General features: G+C 63.3%; 15 protein-coding genes. 10 read left to right on the top strand and 5 right to left on the bottom strand.

Features of this window, described 5'->3' with window-relative positions; all coding sequences use genetic code 11:
• Positions 1-255 precede the first annotated feature (255 nt).
• The 9 genes from ACFVYC_RS14650 to ACFVYC_RS14610 all read left to right on the top strand — a co-directional run bounded on the left by ACFVYC_RS14650 (position 256) and on the right by ACFVYC_RS14610 (position 8,406).
• Positions 256-1,455, top strand: coding sequence for an acetyl-CoA C-acetyltransferase (locus ACFVYC_RS14650; RefSeq protein WP_387551324.1), 1,200 nt, complete (start codon positions 256-258; stop codon positions 1,453-1,455).
• Positions 1,452-3,581, top strand: a complete 2,130-nt coding sequence (locus ACFVYC_RS14645) for a 3-hydroxyacyl-CoA dehydrogenase NAD-binding domain-containing protein (protein ID WP_387551321.1) — start codon at positions 1,452-1,454, stop codon at positions 3,579-3,581. Before ACFVYC_RS14650 ends, ACFVYC_RS14645 begins: the two co-directional genes overlap by 4 nt.
• An 89-nt stretch (positions 3,582-3,670) precedes the next feature.
• Positions 3,671-4,444, top strand: a complete 774-nt coding sequence (locus tag ACFVYC_RS14640; protein ID WP_387551318.1) for an SDR family oxidoreductase — start codon at positions 3,671-3,673, stop codon at positions 4,442-4,444.
• A 118-nt stretch (positions 4,445-4,562) separates the two neighbouring features.
• Positions 4,563-4,922 (top strand): SDR family NAD(P)-dependent oxidoreductase, encoded by a 360-nt coding sequence (locus ACFVYC_RS14635; protein WP_387551315.1) that lies wholly within the window; start codon positions 4,563-4,565, stop codon positions 4,920-4,922.
• A complete protein-coding gene (locus ACFVYC_RS14630) occupies positions 4,882-5,106 on the top strand; it encodes a hypothetical protein (RefSeq protein WP_387551312.1) in 225 nt (74 codons plus the stop codon). Before ACFVYC_RS14635 ends, ACFVYC_RS14630 begins: the two co-directional genes overlap by 41 nt.
• A gap of 92 nt (positions 5,107-5,198) precedes the next feature.
• Entirely contained in the window at positions 5,199-5,996 is a 798-nt protein-coding gene (locus ACFVYC_RS14625; protein ID WP_387551309.1) for an SDR family NAD(P)-dependent oxidoreductase, read from the top strand.
• A gap of 466 nt (positions 5,997-6,462) precedes the next feature.
• A complete protein-coding gene (locus ACFVYC_RS14620; protein WP_387551306.1) occupies positions 6,463-6,846 on the top strand; it encodes a hypothetical protein in 384 nt (127 codons plus the stop codon).
• A 158-nt stretch (positions 6,847-7,004) separates the two neighbouring features.
• Complete coding sequence (locus tag ACFVYC_RS14615) at positions 7,005-7,607, top strand: hypothetical protein (protein WP_387551303.1); 603 nt, start codon at positions 7,005-7,007, stop codon at positions 7,605-7,607.
• A 331-nt stretch (positions 7,608-7,938) separates the two neighbouring features.
• The gene (locus tag ACFVYC_RS14610) at positions 7,939-8,406 is read left to right on the top strand and encodes a hypothetical protein (protein WP_387551300.1); all 468 of its coding nucleotides are present in this window, start codon (positions 7,939-7,941) and stop codon (positions 8,404-8,406) included.
• A gap of 124 nt (positions 8,407-8,530) precedes the next feature.
• Here ACFVYC_RS14610 and ACFVYC_RS14605 read toward each other — a convergent pair whose 3' ends face one another.
• From ACFVYC_RS14605 to mobC, 3 genes are read right to left on the bottom strand one after another with little or no spacing between them, the layout of a single operon-like run.
• The gene (locus tag ACFVYC_RS14605; RefSeq protein WP_387551297.1) at positions 8,531-9,286 is read right to left on the bottom strand and encodes a hypothetical protein; all 756 of its coding nucleotides are present in this window, start codon (positions 9,284-9,286) and stop codon (positions 8,531-8,533) included.
• Between the two features lie 9 nt (positions 9,287-9,295).
• Positions 9,296-10,951 carry a relaxase/mobilization nuclease domain-containing protein gene (locus ACFVYC_RS14600; protein ID WP_387551295.1) on the bottom strand — a complete coding sequence of 552 codons (1,656 nt, stop codon included), beginning with the start codon at positions 10,949-10,951 and terminating at the stop codon, positions 9,296-9,298.
• On the bottom strand, positions 10,908-11,303 hold the full coding sequence (gene mobC, locus ACFVYC_RS14595; RefSeq protein ID WP_387551292.1) for a plasmid mobilization relaxosome protein MobC: 396 nt from the start codon (positions 11,301-11,303) through the stop codon (positions 10,908-10,910). The genes ACFVYC_RS14600 and mobC overlap by 44 nt, the downstream gene beginning before the upstream one ends.
• 248 nt (positions 11,304-11,551) lie before the next feature.
• On the opposite strand from mobC, the gene ACFVYC_RS14590 reads away from it, so the two are divergent.
• Positions 11,552-11,860 (top strand): hypothetical protein, encoded by a 309-nt coding sequence (locus tag ACFVYC_RS14590; RefSeq protein WP_387551289.1) that lies wholly within the window; start codon positions 11,552-11,554, stop codon positions 11,858-11,860.
• Positions 11,861-12,566: 706 nt separating this feature from the next.
• Here the strand turns inward: ACFVYC_RS14590 and ACFVYC_RS14585 are convergent.
• A complete protein-coding gene (locus ACFVYC_RS14585) occupies positions 12,567-13,916 on the bottom strand; it encodes a ParB/RepB/Spo0J family partition protein (RefSeq protein WP_387551286.1) in 1,350 nt (449 codons plus the stop codon).
• A 584-nt stretch (positions 13,917-14,500) separates the two neighbouring features.
• Entirely contained in the window at positions 14,501-15,424 is a 924-nt protein-coding gene (gene dprA, locus ACFVYC_RS14580) for a DNA-processing protein DprA (protein ID WP_387551283.1), read from the bottom strand.
• Positions 15,425-15,859: the final 435 nt, after the last annotated feature.

The raw sequence follows: 15,859 nt of genomic DNA, 5'->3' as shown, positions 1-15,859 counted from the left end.
CGGCAACGTGGCATTGGCAGCGGCAAAGAGGACAACCTGCTGATCGACGCAAGAGCTCTTTGTTCGTATTTCCAGAGCTGCACGGTTTCCCGTCGGGTCCCGGTCATCCTTGACCCAGGCTGGCTGGCCGCGGGTTTGGGGGATGCAACCCCAACCCGTTGTCAGGGGCCTCGGTTGCTGCTGCCGGCCAAGGCAAGAACACGAAGGACCACGACCCACCCTTTTGTTTACTCACTGACCCCGAAAGATAACCACATGAGTTCAGGCAATACCCCCGTCATTCTTGGCGGAGCGCGCACCCCGTTCGGTCGTTTCCGGGGCAGCCTTGCCACGCTGACCGCCAGCGATCTCGGCTCCCACGCCATCCGAACGGCCCTGGAGCGTGCGGGCGTGGCCGCCGGGCGGATCGAGGCCGTCATCGTCGGGCAGGTTATACAAGCCGGCGCAGGACAGGGCCCTGCCCGGCAGTCCAGCCTCAGGGCCGGGATTGGCTGGGATGTCCCTACCGTCACCGTGAACAAGCTGTGCCTGTCCGGGCTGACTGCCGTCATCGACGCCGCCCGCATGATCCGCGCCGGTGAGGCTGATTTTGTGGTTGCGGCTGGCCAGGAATCCATGACTAACGCCCCTCATCTGGTCAAAGGGCTGCGGGCAGGGGTCACCATCGGAGACACTCCTATGGTTGACTCGCTGAACCACGACGGTCTGCAGGATCCGTTTAGTGAAGACCTGATGGGTGCCGCCACGGATGCCGGCAACGCCACCCGCGGCATCAGCCGCGATGAGCAGGACGAAGTCGCCGCCCGTTCCCACCAACGTGCCGAAGCCGCCCGCGCCGCCGGGATCTTCAAAGCAGAGATAGCACCCATGGAAATCCCCCAGCGCAGGGGCCCTACCCTTACCGTAGGCGATGATGAGGGCATCCGCGCTGCCACCACAGTTGAGACCCTGTCGGCGCTTAGGCCGGCCTTCTCGACGGCGGAAAACGCTACCGTTACCGCTGGCTCGGCTTCGCCACTTTCTGACGGTGCCGCCGCTGTTGTGATAGCCAGCAAAGCTGTGGCCGAAGCTGCCGGACTGGAATGGATCGCCGAGATCGGCGCGCACGGACAGACCGCCGGGCCCGACGGGTCCCTGCATTCCCAGCCATCCCGGGCCATCGAAGCTGCGCTCAAGCGCGAAGGCCTGGCTGTCGATGACCTGGACCTCATCGAAATCAACGAGGCCTTCGCCTCCGTGGTCATTCAATCTGCCTGGGACCTGGGTATCAACACGGACCGGATCAACGCCGACGGCGGCGCCATCGCCCTCGGACATCCGATAGGCGCGTCCGGCTCCAGGCTCGTCCTCCACCAGGCACTTGCCCTTCACCGGGCAGGGGGCGGGACCGGCGTCGTAGCCCTTTGCGGTGGCGGCGGCCAGGGCGAAGCCCTGATCCTCAAGGCAGCCCGATGAGCGCAGTCTTCGGCGCCGCGCCGGCCAGAACCAGATACTCGTCGCTGGAAGAATTTCAGCTGCCTGAGGTTGGCACCTTCGTCCTAATCACGTTGACTGGCGGCTCGGACCGTAAACCCGCCACCTTCAGCCGCGAGTCCCTGAACGAACTCGGCACCCTCCTTCAGCACATCACGGACCGCGCGTCCGCGGGAGAACTTGTCGGCGTGGGCATCACAGGGCAGGGCAAGAATTTTGTGGCGGGTGCTGACCTGTCGGCCATGCGCGGCATCACCGACGCCGGCGCCGCACGGGATATTGCCGCCCTTGGCCATGACGTCTTCGGTGTACTCGCGACACTGCCCGTACCCACGTTCGCGTTCATTAACGGCGCAGCCATTGGTGGGGGCCTTGAAATAGCCCTGGCAACCGAATACCGGTCAGTCTCCACCGGTGCGAAAGGAATCGCATTGCCCGAGGCATACCTGGGCCTGGTACCCGGGTGGGGAGGTGTCTACCGGCTGCCGCGGCTGATCGGCCCGCGCAACGCCGTCAAGGTAATGATCGAGAACGCACTAAGCAACAACAGGACACTTGGCGGCTCGGCGGCTTACGACATGGGGATCGCCGACGCCATCTATGACTCAACTGACTTCCTGGCACAATCCTTGGTTTGGGCGGGCTCGATCATCGCCAAAGACCGGAACGTTTGCACAGCGCTGGCGGCGCGCCGCAACGACAAAGTCCACCACGCCGACATCGAGTGGGACGCTGCCCTCCGTGCAGGCCACGCCTTCTTGGCAGCCCGGAACGCGACATCCACGCCTGCACCGTCGCGCGTGCTGGCACTGCTGGAACGCGGCCGGACGCTAAGCCAGTCTGAGTCTGCGGAGCTTGAAATCCAAGCGGTCACCGACCTGATCCTGACGCCGGAGTTCAAAAATTCGGTATACGCACTCCTGGATCTGCTCCAGCGCCGGTCCAAAAATCCCTCCGGCGCGCCCGACCCGGGCATGGCCCGGCCCGTCCGGAGGGTCGGCGTTGTCGGAGCTGGCCTGATGGCAGGCCAGTTGGCGCTGCTTTTCGCCCGGACCCTGCAGGTGCCGGTGGTTATGACTGATATCGACCAGGGGCGCGTAGATAATGGCGTGGGCTACGTCCACACGGAGGTCGAAAAGCTTTTCGCCAGGAAACAGATATCTGCCGATGATGCCAGGCGCACCAAGGCGCTGGTCACCGGCTCGATCACCAAGGACGTATACGCTGACGCTGATCTAGTTATTGAGGCCGTCTTCGAGGAAATCTCCGCCAAGAAGCAGGTCTTCGCCGAGGTCGAGGCGGTGGTTTCCAAGGACTGCATTCTTGCAACCAACACCTCCTCGCTGTCCGTCACGGATATGGCTGCGGACCTGCAGCATCCCGAACGGGTGCTCGGCTTCCACTTCTTCAACCCCGTGGCCGTCATGCCCCTGGTGGAAATTGTCCCGGCCAGTACGACCAACGACGTAACCCTCGCCACTGCGTTTGCCCTGGGCAAGGAAGTGAAGAAAACCACCGTGCTCGTCCAAGACTCCGCCGGCTTCGTGGTCAACCGGGTCCTGCTGAGGCTGATGGGCGAAGTCGTCCGCGCGTTCGATGAAGGCACTCCGGCCGAGACCGCCGACAACGCGCTGAAACCCCTGGGCTTGCCCATGACACCCTTCACGCTTCTGGCCATGATCGGCATTCCGGTCGCCCAGCATGTCACCGAGTCCCTGCACGCAGCTTTCGGCGACCGGTTTCCAGTCTCCGCAAACCAGCAGTTACTCATTGAGCGGAGAATCAAGGCGATTTGGGCAACAGACGACGACGGCCGCCGCTCCGTCCCGCAAGCGACACTGGACGCACTAAAGTTCGGCACCTCACCAGTCACGTCAAAAGAGTTGTTCGAGCGCGTTCAACTCGCATTGGCGGAAGAGATCGGGCTCCTGCTTGATGAAGGCGTCATCGCGGCACCGGAAGACGTCGACCTATGCATGCTCACCGGGGCCGGTTGGCCCCTGCACCTGGGCGGCATCACCCCCTACTTGGACCGGACGGGCGCATCGGAAAAGGCTAACGGACGACTCTTTCATCCGGCCTCGAACATTGCACTGACCCCTGCTTGACATGCTCGTGCACCACCGGACATCGGGAGCCAGCACCTGCCGCCCCTGACTGAATACCCCAAGTGATGCACCACTTCTAAGGAGTCCCCTTGTTCAATACCGACCTTTTCCACGGTCAGACTGCTCTCGTTACCGGCGGAGGCTCGGGCATTGGTCTGGCTATAGCCCGGCGCCTCAGCCAGTCCGGCGCCCACACGGTCCTCGTGGGCCGCCGCGAGGGCACCGTCCTGGAAGCAGCTGCTGCTATCTGCGCAGAGGGCGGTTCCGCTGAAGGTGTGGCGTGTGATGTGCGCGACCGAGAGCGAGTAGAGGCGGTGGCTGCGGAGCTGGCTGAACGTCAGGGTTTCGTACAGATGCTCGTCAACAGTGCCGCCGGTAATTTCCGGTCCAACCCCGAGGACCTCTCCCCCAACGCATGGCGCTCCGTGGTCCAGATCGTCCTAGACGGCACCTGGAACTGGAGCCAAGTACTTGGCCGCCAAGCAATCACAACAGGCCAACCGCTCAGCATCCTCAACATCGGCACCGCAGCCGGCAAACGTGGCAGCGCCACCACAGTCCACTCGGCCAGCGCCAAGGCAGGAGTCCTCACTATGACAACCTCACTGGCCGCAGCCTGGGGCGAACACGGCATCAGGGTAAACGCACTAACTCCCGGAGTGACATCCGGTACCGCCGGGGCTGCCGCGCTTTACCCGGACGAGGAGAGCCGAGACAAGCACCTGTCTGACATCCCGTTGCGCCGCTTCGGCCAGCTCAACGAGGTGGCCGAAGCCGCAGCTTTCCTGCTCTCGGACCATGCCTCATACATCACGGGAACCAACCTGATGGTCGACGGCGGGCGCGCCATCGGTGGCCTGTAATGCAGCATTCTGCAGGCTCTTCCGAGAAAAGGACCCAAGCACCTAACAGAATCCCATCCGGCTCTACCTCCAAACCAAGCATTTCAACCGCACAAAGTGCTGCAGTTGCACAACAAACATGAAGAGAGGAAATATGAGCAACCGATGGGCCAATAAAGTAGCCCTCATCACTGGAGCAGCAAGTGGAATGGGAGCATCGCATGCTCGCATGTTCGTAAGCGAAGGTGCTTGCGTCATGATCGCTGATATCAGTGACGCCGCTGGAAATGCCCTTGCTGACGAGCTTGGCGAGAATGCGCGCTACACACATCTCAACGTTACGGACCCTAATGACTGGGCCGTTGCAGTTGAGGCCACGCTCACAGCCTTCGGCACGCTCAACATAAGCCTCGCGCGTCCGCGTCAACTCTGTGCACCCCGGATCAATTCAGACAGCGATGACGACGGCCCTCGCTGGCGCCGCGCCCATCGACTATAACGAAAGTAGCCTCACACGTCCGGCATCACCCCAGGAAGTGTCGAACCTAGTCCTTTTCCTTGCCAGCGAGAGTCCAGCTTCTCGACTGGGTCAGAGTTCGTGGCTGATGGCGGCACCACAGCCGGAAGAATATACAACCTGCGAGGTGAGGCGACCCCCCCCCAACGCGCGGATTACTACTTAGCTTTCCCATAAATCAACTACATCCACGGTACGACCCGAGTGAACGCGTTGAGATCAAACGAACCGAACAGTTCAACAACCAAAGGAGCGACGATGACTGACAATCAATTGAAGGGCCGGGTGGCATTAGTGACAGGCGCCGGAGACGGGCTCGGGCAAGGAATCGCCCGCCGCTTCGCGCAAGCCGGCGCGGCGGTTGTCATCGCAGAGTTCGACGATATCAAAGGGCAGGCCACCGCCGATGACATCGTCACCGACGGCGGTCAGGCAGCCTTCATACACTGCGACATCACGGACAAAACGCAGATGGATGCCGCCGTCCAAACTGCGGTTGACGACTTTGGATCCATCGACATCCTCGTCAATAACGCATACCGCAGCTGGGGCATCCACCGGGTGGAGGACAAAACCGACGAAGAGTACGAAGCGAACTTCGCGATGAACGTGCTCGCACCGAACTGGGCCATGAAAAAGGCTTTTCCGGTCATGAAAGCGCAGCAGTGGGGGCGGATCATCAACATCAGCTCCCTCAATGGGGTCAACGCTCACATGGGCACCGCCGCATACAACGCGAGCAAGGAAGCACTTCGTGCCCTCACCCGCACAGCCGCTCGAGAATGGGCACCATACGGCATCACCGCGAACATCATGTGCCCCGCGGTCGCGTCAGCGGCCTACCGAAAATACGCTGAGCTCCAACCCGAAGCGGCAACCGCTACTGACGCCGCACTACCCATGGGCCGAATGGGAGACGCAGAGGCCGACCTCGGAGGCGTGGCAGTGTTCCTTGCCAGCGAAGACTCAAGATACCTCACCGGAAACACCCTCTTCGTAGACGGAGGCAGCCACATCAACGGTTCTCCATGGGATCCCCACTTTCCGGAGAGCTAACCCGCTCCCCCGACGGCTCCGGGGGCTGAACCGCTTGTACAGGGCGGTGTCGTCTGTTAGCCAACACCGCCCTGTTTCACCTACTAGCTAGGGTGCTGCCGGATGGCCACCCAAGCAGCCAGGGCGGCGGCGCCCACGACGAGGAGCGCCAGGAGCAGGCTGAGCAGTTCCATTTCCGTCGACTGATTTAGATGAGCCTTCGTCGTGTCCAGTCAGCCGCGATTCAGTTTTCGGTACACCCCAACCTGACGTCAGGCAGCTAGCTTCAAGGCGTCAGAATAGAGTCCCCCAGAGCTTTTTAGACTCCCTTGAGGCATGGTCTAGACACTAGCCGGACACCGAAGGCAGGACGCCAGGCGTTGAGTGAGCGCGGATACCTATCCCTGAGTAGCTCTGTAGTGTCTTTTTAGTGGAACCGTTGGGTGGTTGACGGTAGAATGGGAAGCACCGGAAGGAGTGAGGCATCGTGAGTATCTCGATTGACGCTGGTACCGCACATAGCGGCACAGCACGGCTGGGCATCCGCGAGATCGTTCGGCAGCTCAACAGTGCACTCGGTGCCACGCTGGTGGCTGCTTTGGCTGGCAGCAAAGACCCAAAGATCAGCTACCGCTGGGCTCGCACCGATGGGCCCGAGCCTCGGCCTGAGGCACAGGCTCGGCTGCAGCTCGCACACCGCGCCTGGACTGTCGTCTCCAGCGTGGAGGGCGAACACGTGGCCAGGCTGTGGTTTGTCGGTGCCAATCCCTGGCTGGATGAAGTCTCCCCCATTGAGGCCATCAAGGACATGCGTGCCAAGGAGGTCATGGCGGCCGCCACGGCGATGACTGAAGACAGGTTCTCCGGTTGACGGGAGTCTGTTCCAGTACCGGCTTGGCCTACCTGGAAGGGCCCGTTACTGGATACCGGATTGCCAAATCATCATATGGACCCATGAACCCGCTGGCGCGAAGCGCAGGAGCGGTCGATCGCTCCTCTTGGTCCCGCTTCGATACCCCAGGTTCGACCATGTACCTCGCTGGGGACCGCCGCACAGCGTACGCGGAGACACTGGCCATGGCCCGCGTCGGGAAGGAATTCCGGGATGCCGTGGCCTTCGCTGCCCAGCAGTTCAACATTCCTGTCGAAGCTGCCCGCAAGATGATCCAGGACGACTGGACCAGGAACGGAAACATGGTCCCCGGTTGGCTGCCGGCCAACTGGCGGGACGGACGCCTCATGTACACCCTGCGGATCAACGAACCGATCCGATGGATTGACCTGACAGCTGCCGAGTCGATCGCCGCCCTGAACCGGCACCTCGGGCAGCAGCTCGACGACACATTCGGCATTGGCACTATCACCCTGGCCACCTTGGCCGGGGAAAACCGTGCCGCGACAACAGCCATCGCCGAATGGCTGCGTGAACAGGTTCTTGACGATGCCAACTATGCAGCCGGTGTCCGGGCACATTCCAAATACGGTGGTGGTCACTGCTGGGCCTACTGGCTCCGCCGACAGGACGACCGGCTCGGACCTGACCCCGTCGAACTCGAAACGGAAACCGAGATCCACCGCGACGACACGGATCTCAACTATGTGCTCTCCCTGTACGGGCTGGAGTGCCGCTAAGCCGACAAGTCCTGTGATATTCAAGGGACCTGGGGCCCTGAATCAAGGCGGAGTCCGTAAGCCAACTCATTCTGCACTCCCCCGCGTATGACCAATTCGGGCGGCGCCTCCGCCGTCGGGCGAAACGGGTTCTCTATGGGTGCTCCTGTGAATGCTTATGAATCTTGTGAATTCTGTGAATCTCGCGGTACAGCATCTGGCGCTTCGAGGCTTGTTGCGGTTCTAACGGTGGCCTTTCCACTCCCTTGTGGGACGTATAGGATCGCTTCCGGCCATGACTACGCGGGGGGCGCCTCAGAGATGCGTGGGAAAGACCTGCAGAGGGGGAATCATGGGATATACGCATTACTTTCCTGGTCTGAGGGCAACAGTCGAGGTACTCGCTGATGCCGGCAAGATCCTTGACGCGTCGGCCGTGACCATTTGCGGTCCAAATGGCCAAGGCCTTCCTGTGATGAACGAAACCACGGGCATCCGGTTGAACGGCTTTGAAGCTGCCGGTGAAAGCTATGAGACGTTCCACCTAAGGGGCACCGATCCGGCCCGTTACCCGGATATGAATGACTTCTGTGAGACGGAGAACAAGCCCTACGACCAAGTGGTCACAGCGATCTTGATTGCTGCTGCTGTCCGGGCGTTCGATTTCAAGACCGGCGTCGTCAAAAGCGATGGCCGCTGGGACAACTGGGCCGCCGGCAGGCAATTGTACGAGCAGGCGGTGCGGTTACTGACCGACCAGGAAAAGCTGGCTTTGGAGCTCGACCTGGAACGCATGCGACCCGATCCATTCCAGGACTGACCAGCGTGTCACAGCAGCGTGGTTGTCGACGATCCGAGACATTCTGCTACGCACAGCGCCTCTTCCGTGAAGCGTCCGGTTCCCCCTACCCCACGTTTTCCGGCGCAGCCGCCACGCGCGCCGGCTAACGTTCGAGTCCTCCGCGTTCCAGGGTCTTTCCCTTGCCCGCGTGCTTGGCCATCTTTGAAGTCTTAGCAAGAGAAGGTTTTTGGGTAACGGCGGCAGTCGCCGGTGTGCCCTGGTGTTTGTCTGCCAGGAGTCGGGAGTTGACTGCTTCCCGGTCGCCCTTGCCCCCGAGGCGCTCCGCCAGCTGCTGGCGCCGCTCCGCGGAATCGTAACCCGGTTCCTCCTGAGCCTTCTGTGCCTTGTCCTGCCTATTGGCGCCAGTCACGGCAGCCCCGGCAACTACTTCATCGGTGCGTGCAGCTGCGGCGTTGGCCTTTTCGTTTTCAGCTTCGGTACGTGCTTGCTGTACCCGGGTGAGGGCGGCGGAAACCGATGCTTCGTCTGCTCCTGGGTTGTTCACGTCGATGCCGTAGCGGGCCTGCACCTGGTTGCGGATATGTTCTGCTGCTTGGGCGGCTTCGGAGTCGTATGCCTTCCATGCGGTGGCTGTTTGGTGGGCTTGTTCGATCATTTCGGGGGTGGCTTTGTCCCACCAGTCATCCCGAGCAGTTGGCGCGATCTGGGCACGGGCGGCTGCGCGTTTGGCATCGAAGCGTTCCTGAAGTTGGCGTGCTCGCTGTTCTTCAGCTGCGGCGATGTTGCGTTGTTCTTCTTCCCGCATTCGTGCCAGTTGTTCGCCGATGCGTGCGGCGACCATGAGCCCGGTACGCATTGCGCCGTCTACTGCTTCGTCCATTCCGTCTGCTTCGCTCATGCTCTTCCCCTATCGCTCGATGCCTGGTCTCGGATGGTGGTCCTGATGTGGTTCCTGCGGGCCGGTTGTGCCGGCCTGTTGCAGTGTTTTTTCTGCCCTGGTAAGTGTCGTCGGGATGGGTGAGCCGCCGCGGGATCGTTCGGCGATGAGCCGTGCACGGAGGGCTTCTTCGCTGGCCCCGGGGTGCTGTTCCCGCAGGGCTTCCATGGTGAGGGCCGGCGTCTTGATGGTGTGGGTTGTGGCGCTGGCTTCGACGGTTTTGCTGGCGGCGGTCACGGCTGCGGCGAGGCCGCGGACGCGACGGAGGCCGTCGGTGGCTTTGTGCATGTCGTGGATGGCGCGGGCAGTCTGGGCGAGCTGCCGGAACATCAGGGCGTAGGCTGCCCGTTCGCTCCTGGAGGTGCCAGCCAGCAGAATCATGGTCGCGCCGCGTACCGACGGCAGGGCAACTGCAACCCGCTTCGGGTAGCGGCGGAGCTGGGCTGATTTGGAGAGTTCACGTGCTGCGTCTGCCAGTGGCCCGGGGGTGGGTTCGATGCGCTTGGACCAGGCGCCGAAAGCGGCGGCTGTTTCGCGGGCGGCCTGCGCCCAGGCGGCGTGGTCACTGTGCGGGGTGGTGGCCAGTTTCTCGCGGAGAGCGCTGACGTCGTGGGCATACTTGCTCCACAGTTCAGCCGACGGCTGGAACGTCTCCCTGCCCGGTGTGACGGGTCGGCGGTTGCGGGCTGCGGCGTTCCATTCCGCGACGGCCGCAGTTGCTGATTCCGGGGTGCTTTCCCATTCGCCTCGGAGTTTGGGCAGGGCAAGATCGCGGCCAAGCGAGTTGCCGCCGAACCAGACGGCCCGCTCCCCCTTCCGTGGCCGTTCCGCGACGGAGTACCCCGCGACGACGTCGGTTCGACCGGCGGCGTAGCGGGGCCGAACGAGCAACCCTTCCATACGTGCGCGACGGACAAATTCTGCTTCGTCCGTTGACGCTGTGGCGCAGGTGCGGATCTTGCGGGCTAGGCTGTGGCGTTCGACCTCGGGCAGTCCCTGGCGGGTGGCTTTGGCCTGTTCGGCGGGGGTGTATCCGCGTTCGGCGCGGACGGCGTCGAGTTCGGTGAGGCCGTACCTTTTCTCCAGTGCCCGGGCGACCTGTTGGGACTTGTACTTGCTCTTCCAGCTGTTCCATTTGGTGCCGTCGTCGCGGACCATGCTGGCCACGATGTGGATGTGGTCGTTGCCGTTCTTGCTCAGTCCGTGGCGGACGGCAACCCACCGGGCCGGGGCCTTTCCGCCGTCCTCGGTGAAGTCCATGGCCGTCATGAAGTCGTTGGCGATGGCGCCCCACTGTTCGTCGGTGAGCTGGCCTTCTTCTGCTGCGAGGCTTAGTGAGCAGTGGAAGACGTGGCCACCATCAACCTCGGTTTTGTAGAACTGCTTGGCCCGGTCCAGGGCGTTGGCGATGTCCAGGGCCGCGTCGCGGTTCAGTTCGTTGTCATCGTGCCAAGCCATGAGAGCGGAGTCACCGGCAACGAGGTGCGGTTCCTCGTGTTCGTTGGCACGTCCCAGGCCGGCGAGGTAGATCATCAGGCCGGCCATGCGGTCGCCCTGGGTGATGTTCGGAATCACGTCCGGATCACCGGCCGGCCATGTCAGCGAGCTGGCGGTCAATGCGGACAATGACGCTCTTCGCGTGAGCGATAGCCGGGGCTGCGTCAGCCGGCACTTCCCCGGTTGAGTTGGCGTGCCGGGCGATCTGGTTGATGTTGTTCGCCACCGACCCGATCAGGCGCTGCAGGTTCGACAGCTGCATGAACTGGTCACGCCGCTCCGACGGGCTTTCGCTGTCCTCGTTGAGTGCTGCTTCGATCAAGAGCCGTGGGATCGTGACGCGGTGCTTCTCCGCCAGGGCAAGCAGCTGGGCCTCTTCTTCAGGACTGACTTTGATCTCGTGACGGTGCATCCTGCCCCCGTCAACGTTCGCGCGGCGACGGCGGGACTTCCAACTGGCGAAGCCATTGCCTTCACTCACCTTGTTTCGTCCCTCCCTACCCTTGCCAGCGCAGCGACCCGGTACACCCGGGACCAGACACCAGTCTGCCGCGACCGGAGCGCAGTTTCCGGGAGCGACACGAACTTAGCCCGGCTAAGTTCCCAGCTTGCTCCGCCGAAGTCGGCTCCTGCTCTTTCCCTGCCTCCGGCGCTTTGCCGGTCGTGTAGTGGCACGCCGCTGCGCGTCGGTGCCCGAAAACCGGGTTGGTCTGTGGTTACGGTGGGTGCATGCCAACCATCGATATTGAACAGACACGCAATCAGGCCCGCGCCCTTCTGGACTCCCGCATTGAGTCCGTCACTAACCTGGTCAAGACCAGGCAACGGATCGCCGACCTGCGCGAGCAGCTCGGCGACGCCGAGCGTGAAGACAAGCGCGCCTACGTGCGCGCCACCAAAGACGGCTGGAGCCCCGAGGAGCTGAAGAAGCTCGGTCTTGAATCCGGTGCCGCAGCGCGGCGACGGAAGCCGGCCACCACCCGGACCTCTGAGGATAATTCCCCGTCCACCGACGACGGGGTTACCGGGGCCGAGTAGAGCTTGCCCCTCGCCCACCTGTGCACGGCAAAAGCCCAATCGCTCCGCTGCTTTTCCCGCACCCACGTGGACGACAGGACCCATCGGACCACCTGCACACAACCACCACGTCACCTCAGGTTCCAACGTCGCCTATGGCGAGCGGTGGCTGTGCACAGCCTCTATTAAGTGCGAAGCCGGGACGGGACAGTTCCCTATAAACCAGGCCTCGCCGCTGCCGTCCCACCTCGTGAATGTGGCCGAGTCTTTTTCAGCCGGTTGCACACATGACTAAGGCTCCGCACCCGTTGGGTGCGGAGCCTGAGTCTGTCTCGCTAGTGACGTTCTAGACCTTTGCCGTAACGCGGGCATAGGCGTTCTGCCTGGTGGTGCGCGGCGTGCCTGGTTAAACAAAGACAGGCCGGCTGGAGGGTCGGCCTGTCTTCGCTCCTCGGACAAAGGAGATCTTGCAAACTCAGCGTAGCTGAGCACGTTTCCCTGAACCCAGCCGCGCGGGGCAACCACGCTGTTTATGACAGCGCGGCACCAAACCAGGATCAGGGGTAGTCGCGTCGATCGGCGGTCCGCCGCCGGTGAGTAGCTGCTGTGGTTCGCCCTCGGCGGCGGACCGCCCGACCTCTGGAAGGCTCCGTGCCCTGGTGTCGTGATGGGCTGGTGGCCTTGCCGGGCGGTTGCGACAGATGACGCCCGGCAAGGCCGTACCAGTTTAGGCGTCGTCAACCTCGGCTGACGTTCCGCTGTCGAGGATAATCTGCTCAACCTCACTCGCGGTGTAACCCCAAAGAACCAGTTGCTTCAGGTAGTCCCGGTGTGTCTGGCTCGGAGACCGCCACGAGTCCTTGGCGATCGTCTTTTCATACCCGGCGCACACAAGCGCGATCAGGGAGAACTCCGGGCGCGCTGTCGTCTTGGCGACGTGGTCCCGGAGCGGGTTCCACGCCCAGGCGTTGGACTCCTGGACCTTCGCCCCGACCATCTCGGCGGCGACTTTCCCGTCGTAGCCGCTGGCCGTCTCAGAATGGTGCGTGATGGCGTGCACGGTGAAGTACTGCCAGCCCTTCGGGGCCTGCTTCCGTGCCAGCAAGCTCTTGACGAAGTCGCGCCTTACCGTGGTCGCGGACAGCATCAGCTTGTTGTTCTCTATCAGGGTCTTCCGTTCCGCTTTCTGTTCCTCCGTCATCGGCCCTTTCGGCGTCGGAGCCGTGCCGTAGCCGTTGTAGTACCGCGGTGTGAAGCCGAGGTCTTTCCAGCCCGTGACCACGGCGGCGGCGGAGTGCTCGCCCCGGTAGTCCGTTTCGATGTAGACGGCGTTTCCGTCCTCGTCGGTGGCCGGTTCCCCGTCCGCCTTTTTCAGGGACGTGACCCGCAGCGTGTCGCTGTCCTCCCCGTACCCGCATTCGGAAACAACAAGCGTTCCTGCCGCTTCCAGCTCTGCGGTAAGAGCGGCCAGCGCGGCGGCGCGGTCCCGCTTGTCGCGCAGCCGCTGGGTGACATGGGCGAGCATGTCGGGTTCGTCCATGATGACCGATTCAAGCTGGGCGGTCGCTTCCTCATTTGACTCAAATTCCGCGAGGATTAGAGCCGCTTCGATGGTGTAGCCCTTGCCCAGGGCGTCGGCCCCGGTGTCCGTGGACTTGGCTTTGAGCGCACCCTCGACGGTGGTCTTGGTCCGTCCGGTCTTCTTGGCGATCGCGGCCGCCGAGACACCGATCAGGGACAGCTGGTGGTACGCCTCGGCCTCGTCCGCTTCGGTCAGTTCGGCGCGCTGGATGTTCTCCACCACCTGCGCCACGATCCGGTCCGCCTCTTCCGGGCTTTCGATGATCATCACCGGGATGCTGTCCCGTTCGGCTTCGACGGCGGCGCGGGTGCGACGCTGACCTATCAACACGTGCACAGTCCCGTCGTCCTTGCGGTGCGCGATCACCGGTTCCATCACGCCGTGTTCCTTGATGCTGGCAATGAAATCGGCAGTCAGGGCCGCGTCCTTCCGGACGTTCACGTCGACGGTCAGGGTCGCCGGGTCGATCATTTCAAGCGTGGGTGTTGCGTTCATTGGTCGTGTTCCTTCTTGTCCGAGAAGCGGGGTGGGTGGGGCGGTACTGGTGACCGGCCAGCTCCCCTTCTCCCCCGTTGTTTTTTGGTTGCTGGCAAGCTTGCTTGCTCGGCGGCCGACGGAAGCCCGTCTACCCAAGGGGCAAGGGCGGAAAAATCTTGCGGGATCCGAGCGTGCGAGGATCCCTGGTAAAAGAATTTTCGGGCCGCAGGCCCCGGTGGAGCCTGCGAAACCGGGGCTAGACGGGCTGGAGCGGACGCCTAGAATCCGCAGGACAGCAACTAGAAAACGTCGTAGACACAACAGGTGATGACGGGCCGGAGCCTGCGACGGACCGGCAACACTTAACAGCCGGCCGCGCCAGCGGACGCCCTTATGGGTGTGAGTTCTGCGAACATGTTTTCCTCGAAGCCGCCGCCATGAAAGGACGGCCCTTTCGGGGCATGCCGGCCTGCCGCCGGCGGCAGCTGCTCCCCTCCTGGTCGGCGGTTGGCGGTCCGCCGCTGGCGACCACCAGCGCAAGCCGCCCAGGACGGCGGACCGCCCGCGGTGACCGGCCCCGAAAGGCCGGCCACCCTGTGACGCTAGCTGCCGAGCAGTTCGGCGACTTCGGCCGCGTCGGAGACCAGGACCGCGCCGCCTTCCTTCAGGAGTCGGTGGCATCCTGCGGAGTTAGCGCTGTGCACGCTGCCCGGGACGGCCGCGACATGCCGGGCGATGGTCTCGGCGTGGTGCGCGGTGTTCAGCGCACCGGACCGCCACCGGGCTTCCACAACACACGTGACCCCGGCAAGGGCGGCGATAATGCGGTTCCTTTGCAAGAATCTGGCCCTTGTGGGGGCGGTTCCCGGGGGCAGCTCGGAGAGTGTCAGGCCGTTGGCGCGGATCGCGGCCGCGAGGTCCGCGTTCCCGGACGGGTAATCCCGGTCAAGTCCTCCGGCCAGCACCGCGATGGTAGCGGGGCGGTCACCGACGTTACCGGCCAGCGCGGCGCGGTGGGCATGGGCATCGATGCCGTAGGCGAGGCCGGAGATGACACAGATGCCGCGCTCGGACAGCCCGTAGGCAATCTCTCCGGTGACGGCCACCCCGTAGCTGGTGCTGTCGCGGGAACCGGTCACTGCCACACACCGGGATGGGGCGGGGATCCCGTGATCGATAGTTCCCCGGTACCAGAGGCCCCACGGGGCGTCGGGAAGGTCGTCCAGCCCTGTCGGCCAGTGTTCATCGCCTGGAACCAGGAAACCGCCGCCCAGGCGTTCGATGGTGGCCAGGTCGGCCATCGCCGCGTCTGTGTCGTGCTCGCGGGGGTGCGGTGCCCAGCGGTCCAGGCCTTTGGCCAGATCCTCGGCCGTGATGTCCCAGAACGGGGACACGGGACGTGCGCCCAGGGCCATCCGGTAAGCGGCGTGGGCGCCGTGGCGGGCGACAAGGGCGCGGGCCACAAGGTCAGTCGGCGCGAACATCCGGGTCAGCGCGGCGCGGGCGATGCGGTTTTCATCAGTCATGGTGGTGTTCCTTCTTGTCCGAGAAGCAGGGGGCGGGTGGGGCGGTACTGGTGACCGGCCAGCTCCCCGTTCCCTCCCCCGTTGTTTTTTGGTTGCTGGCAAGCTTGCTTGCTCGGCGGCCGACGGAGGCCTGTCTACCCGGATGGGCAAGGGCAGAAAAATCTTGCGGGATCCGAGCGTGCGAGGATCCCAGGTACAAGAATTTTCGGCCCGCAGGCCCCGACGCAGGAGGGGCTAGACGGGGTGGAGCGGACGCCTAGAATCCGGAGGACAGCAACCAAAAAACGTCGTAGACACAACACGTGATGACGGGCCGGAGCCCTGCGACGGACCGGCAACGCCCAACAGCCGGCCGCGCCAGCGGACGCCCAACGACTGGTTGAAGCGCAGCGGAAACCAGGAACGTCCCGCCACAGAAAATGCACGGCGAGGTGG

Source organism: Pseudarthrobacter sp. NPDC058329, from assembly GCF_042879835.1.
Classification (GTDB): Bacteria; Actinomycetota; Actinomycetes; order Actinomycetales; family Micrococcaceae; genus Arthrobacter.
The sequence above is the reverse complement of the archived record's forward strand: the minus strand, read 5'-3'. Positions and strand labels throughout refer to the sequence as shown.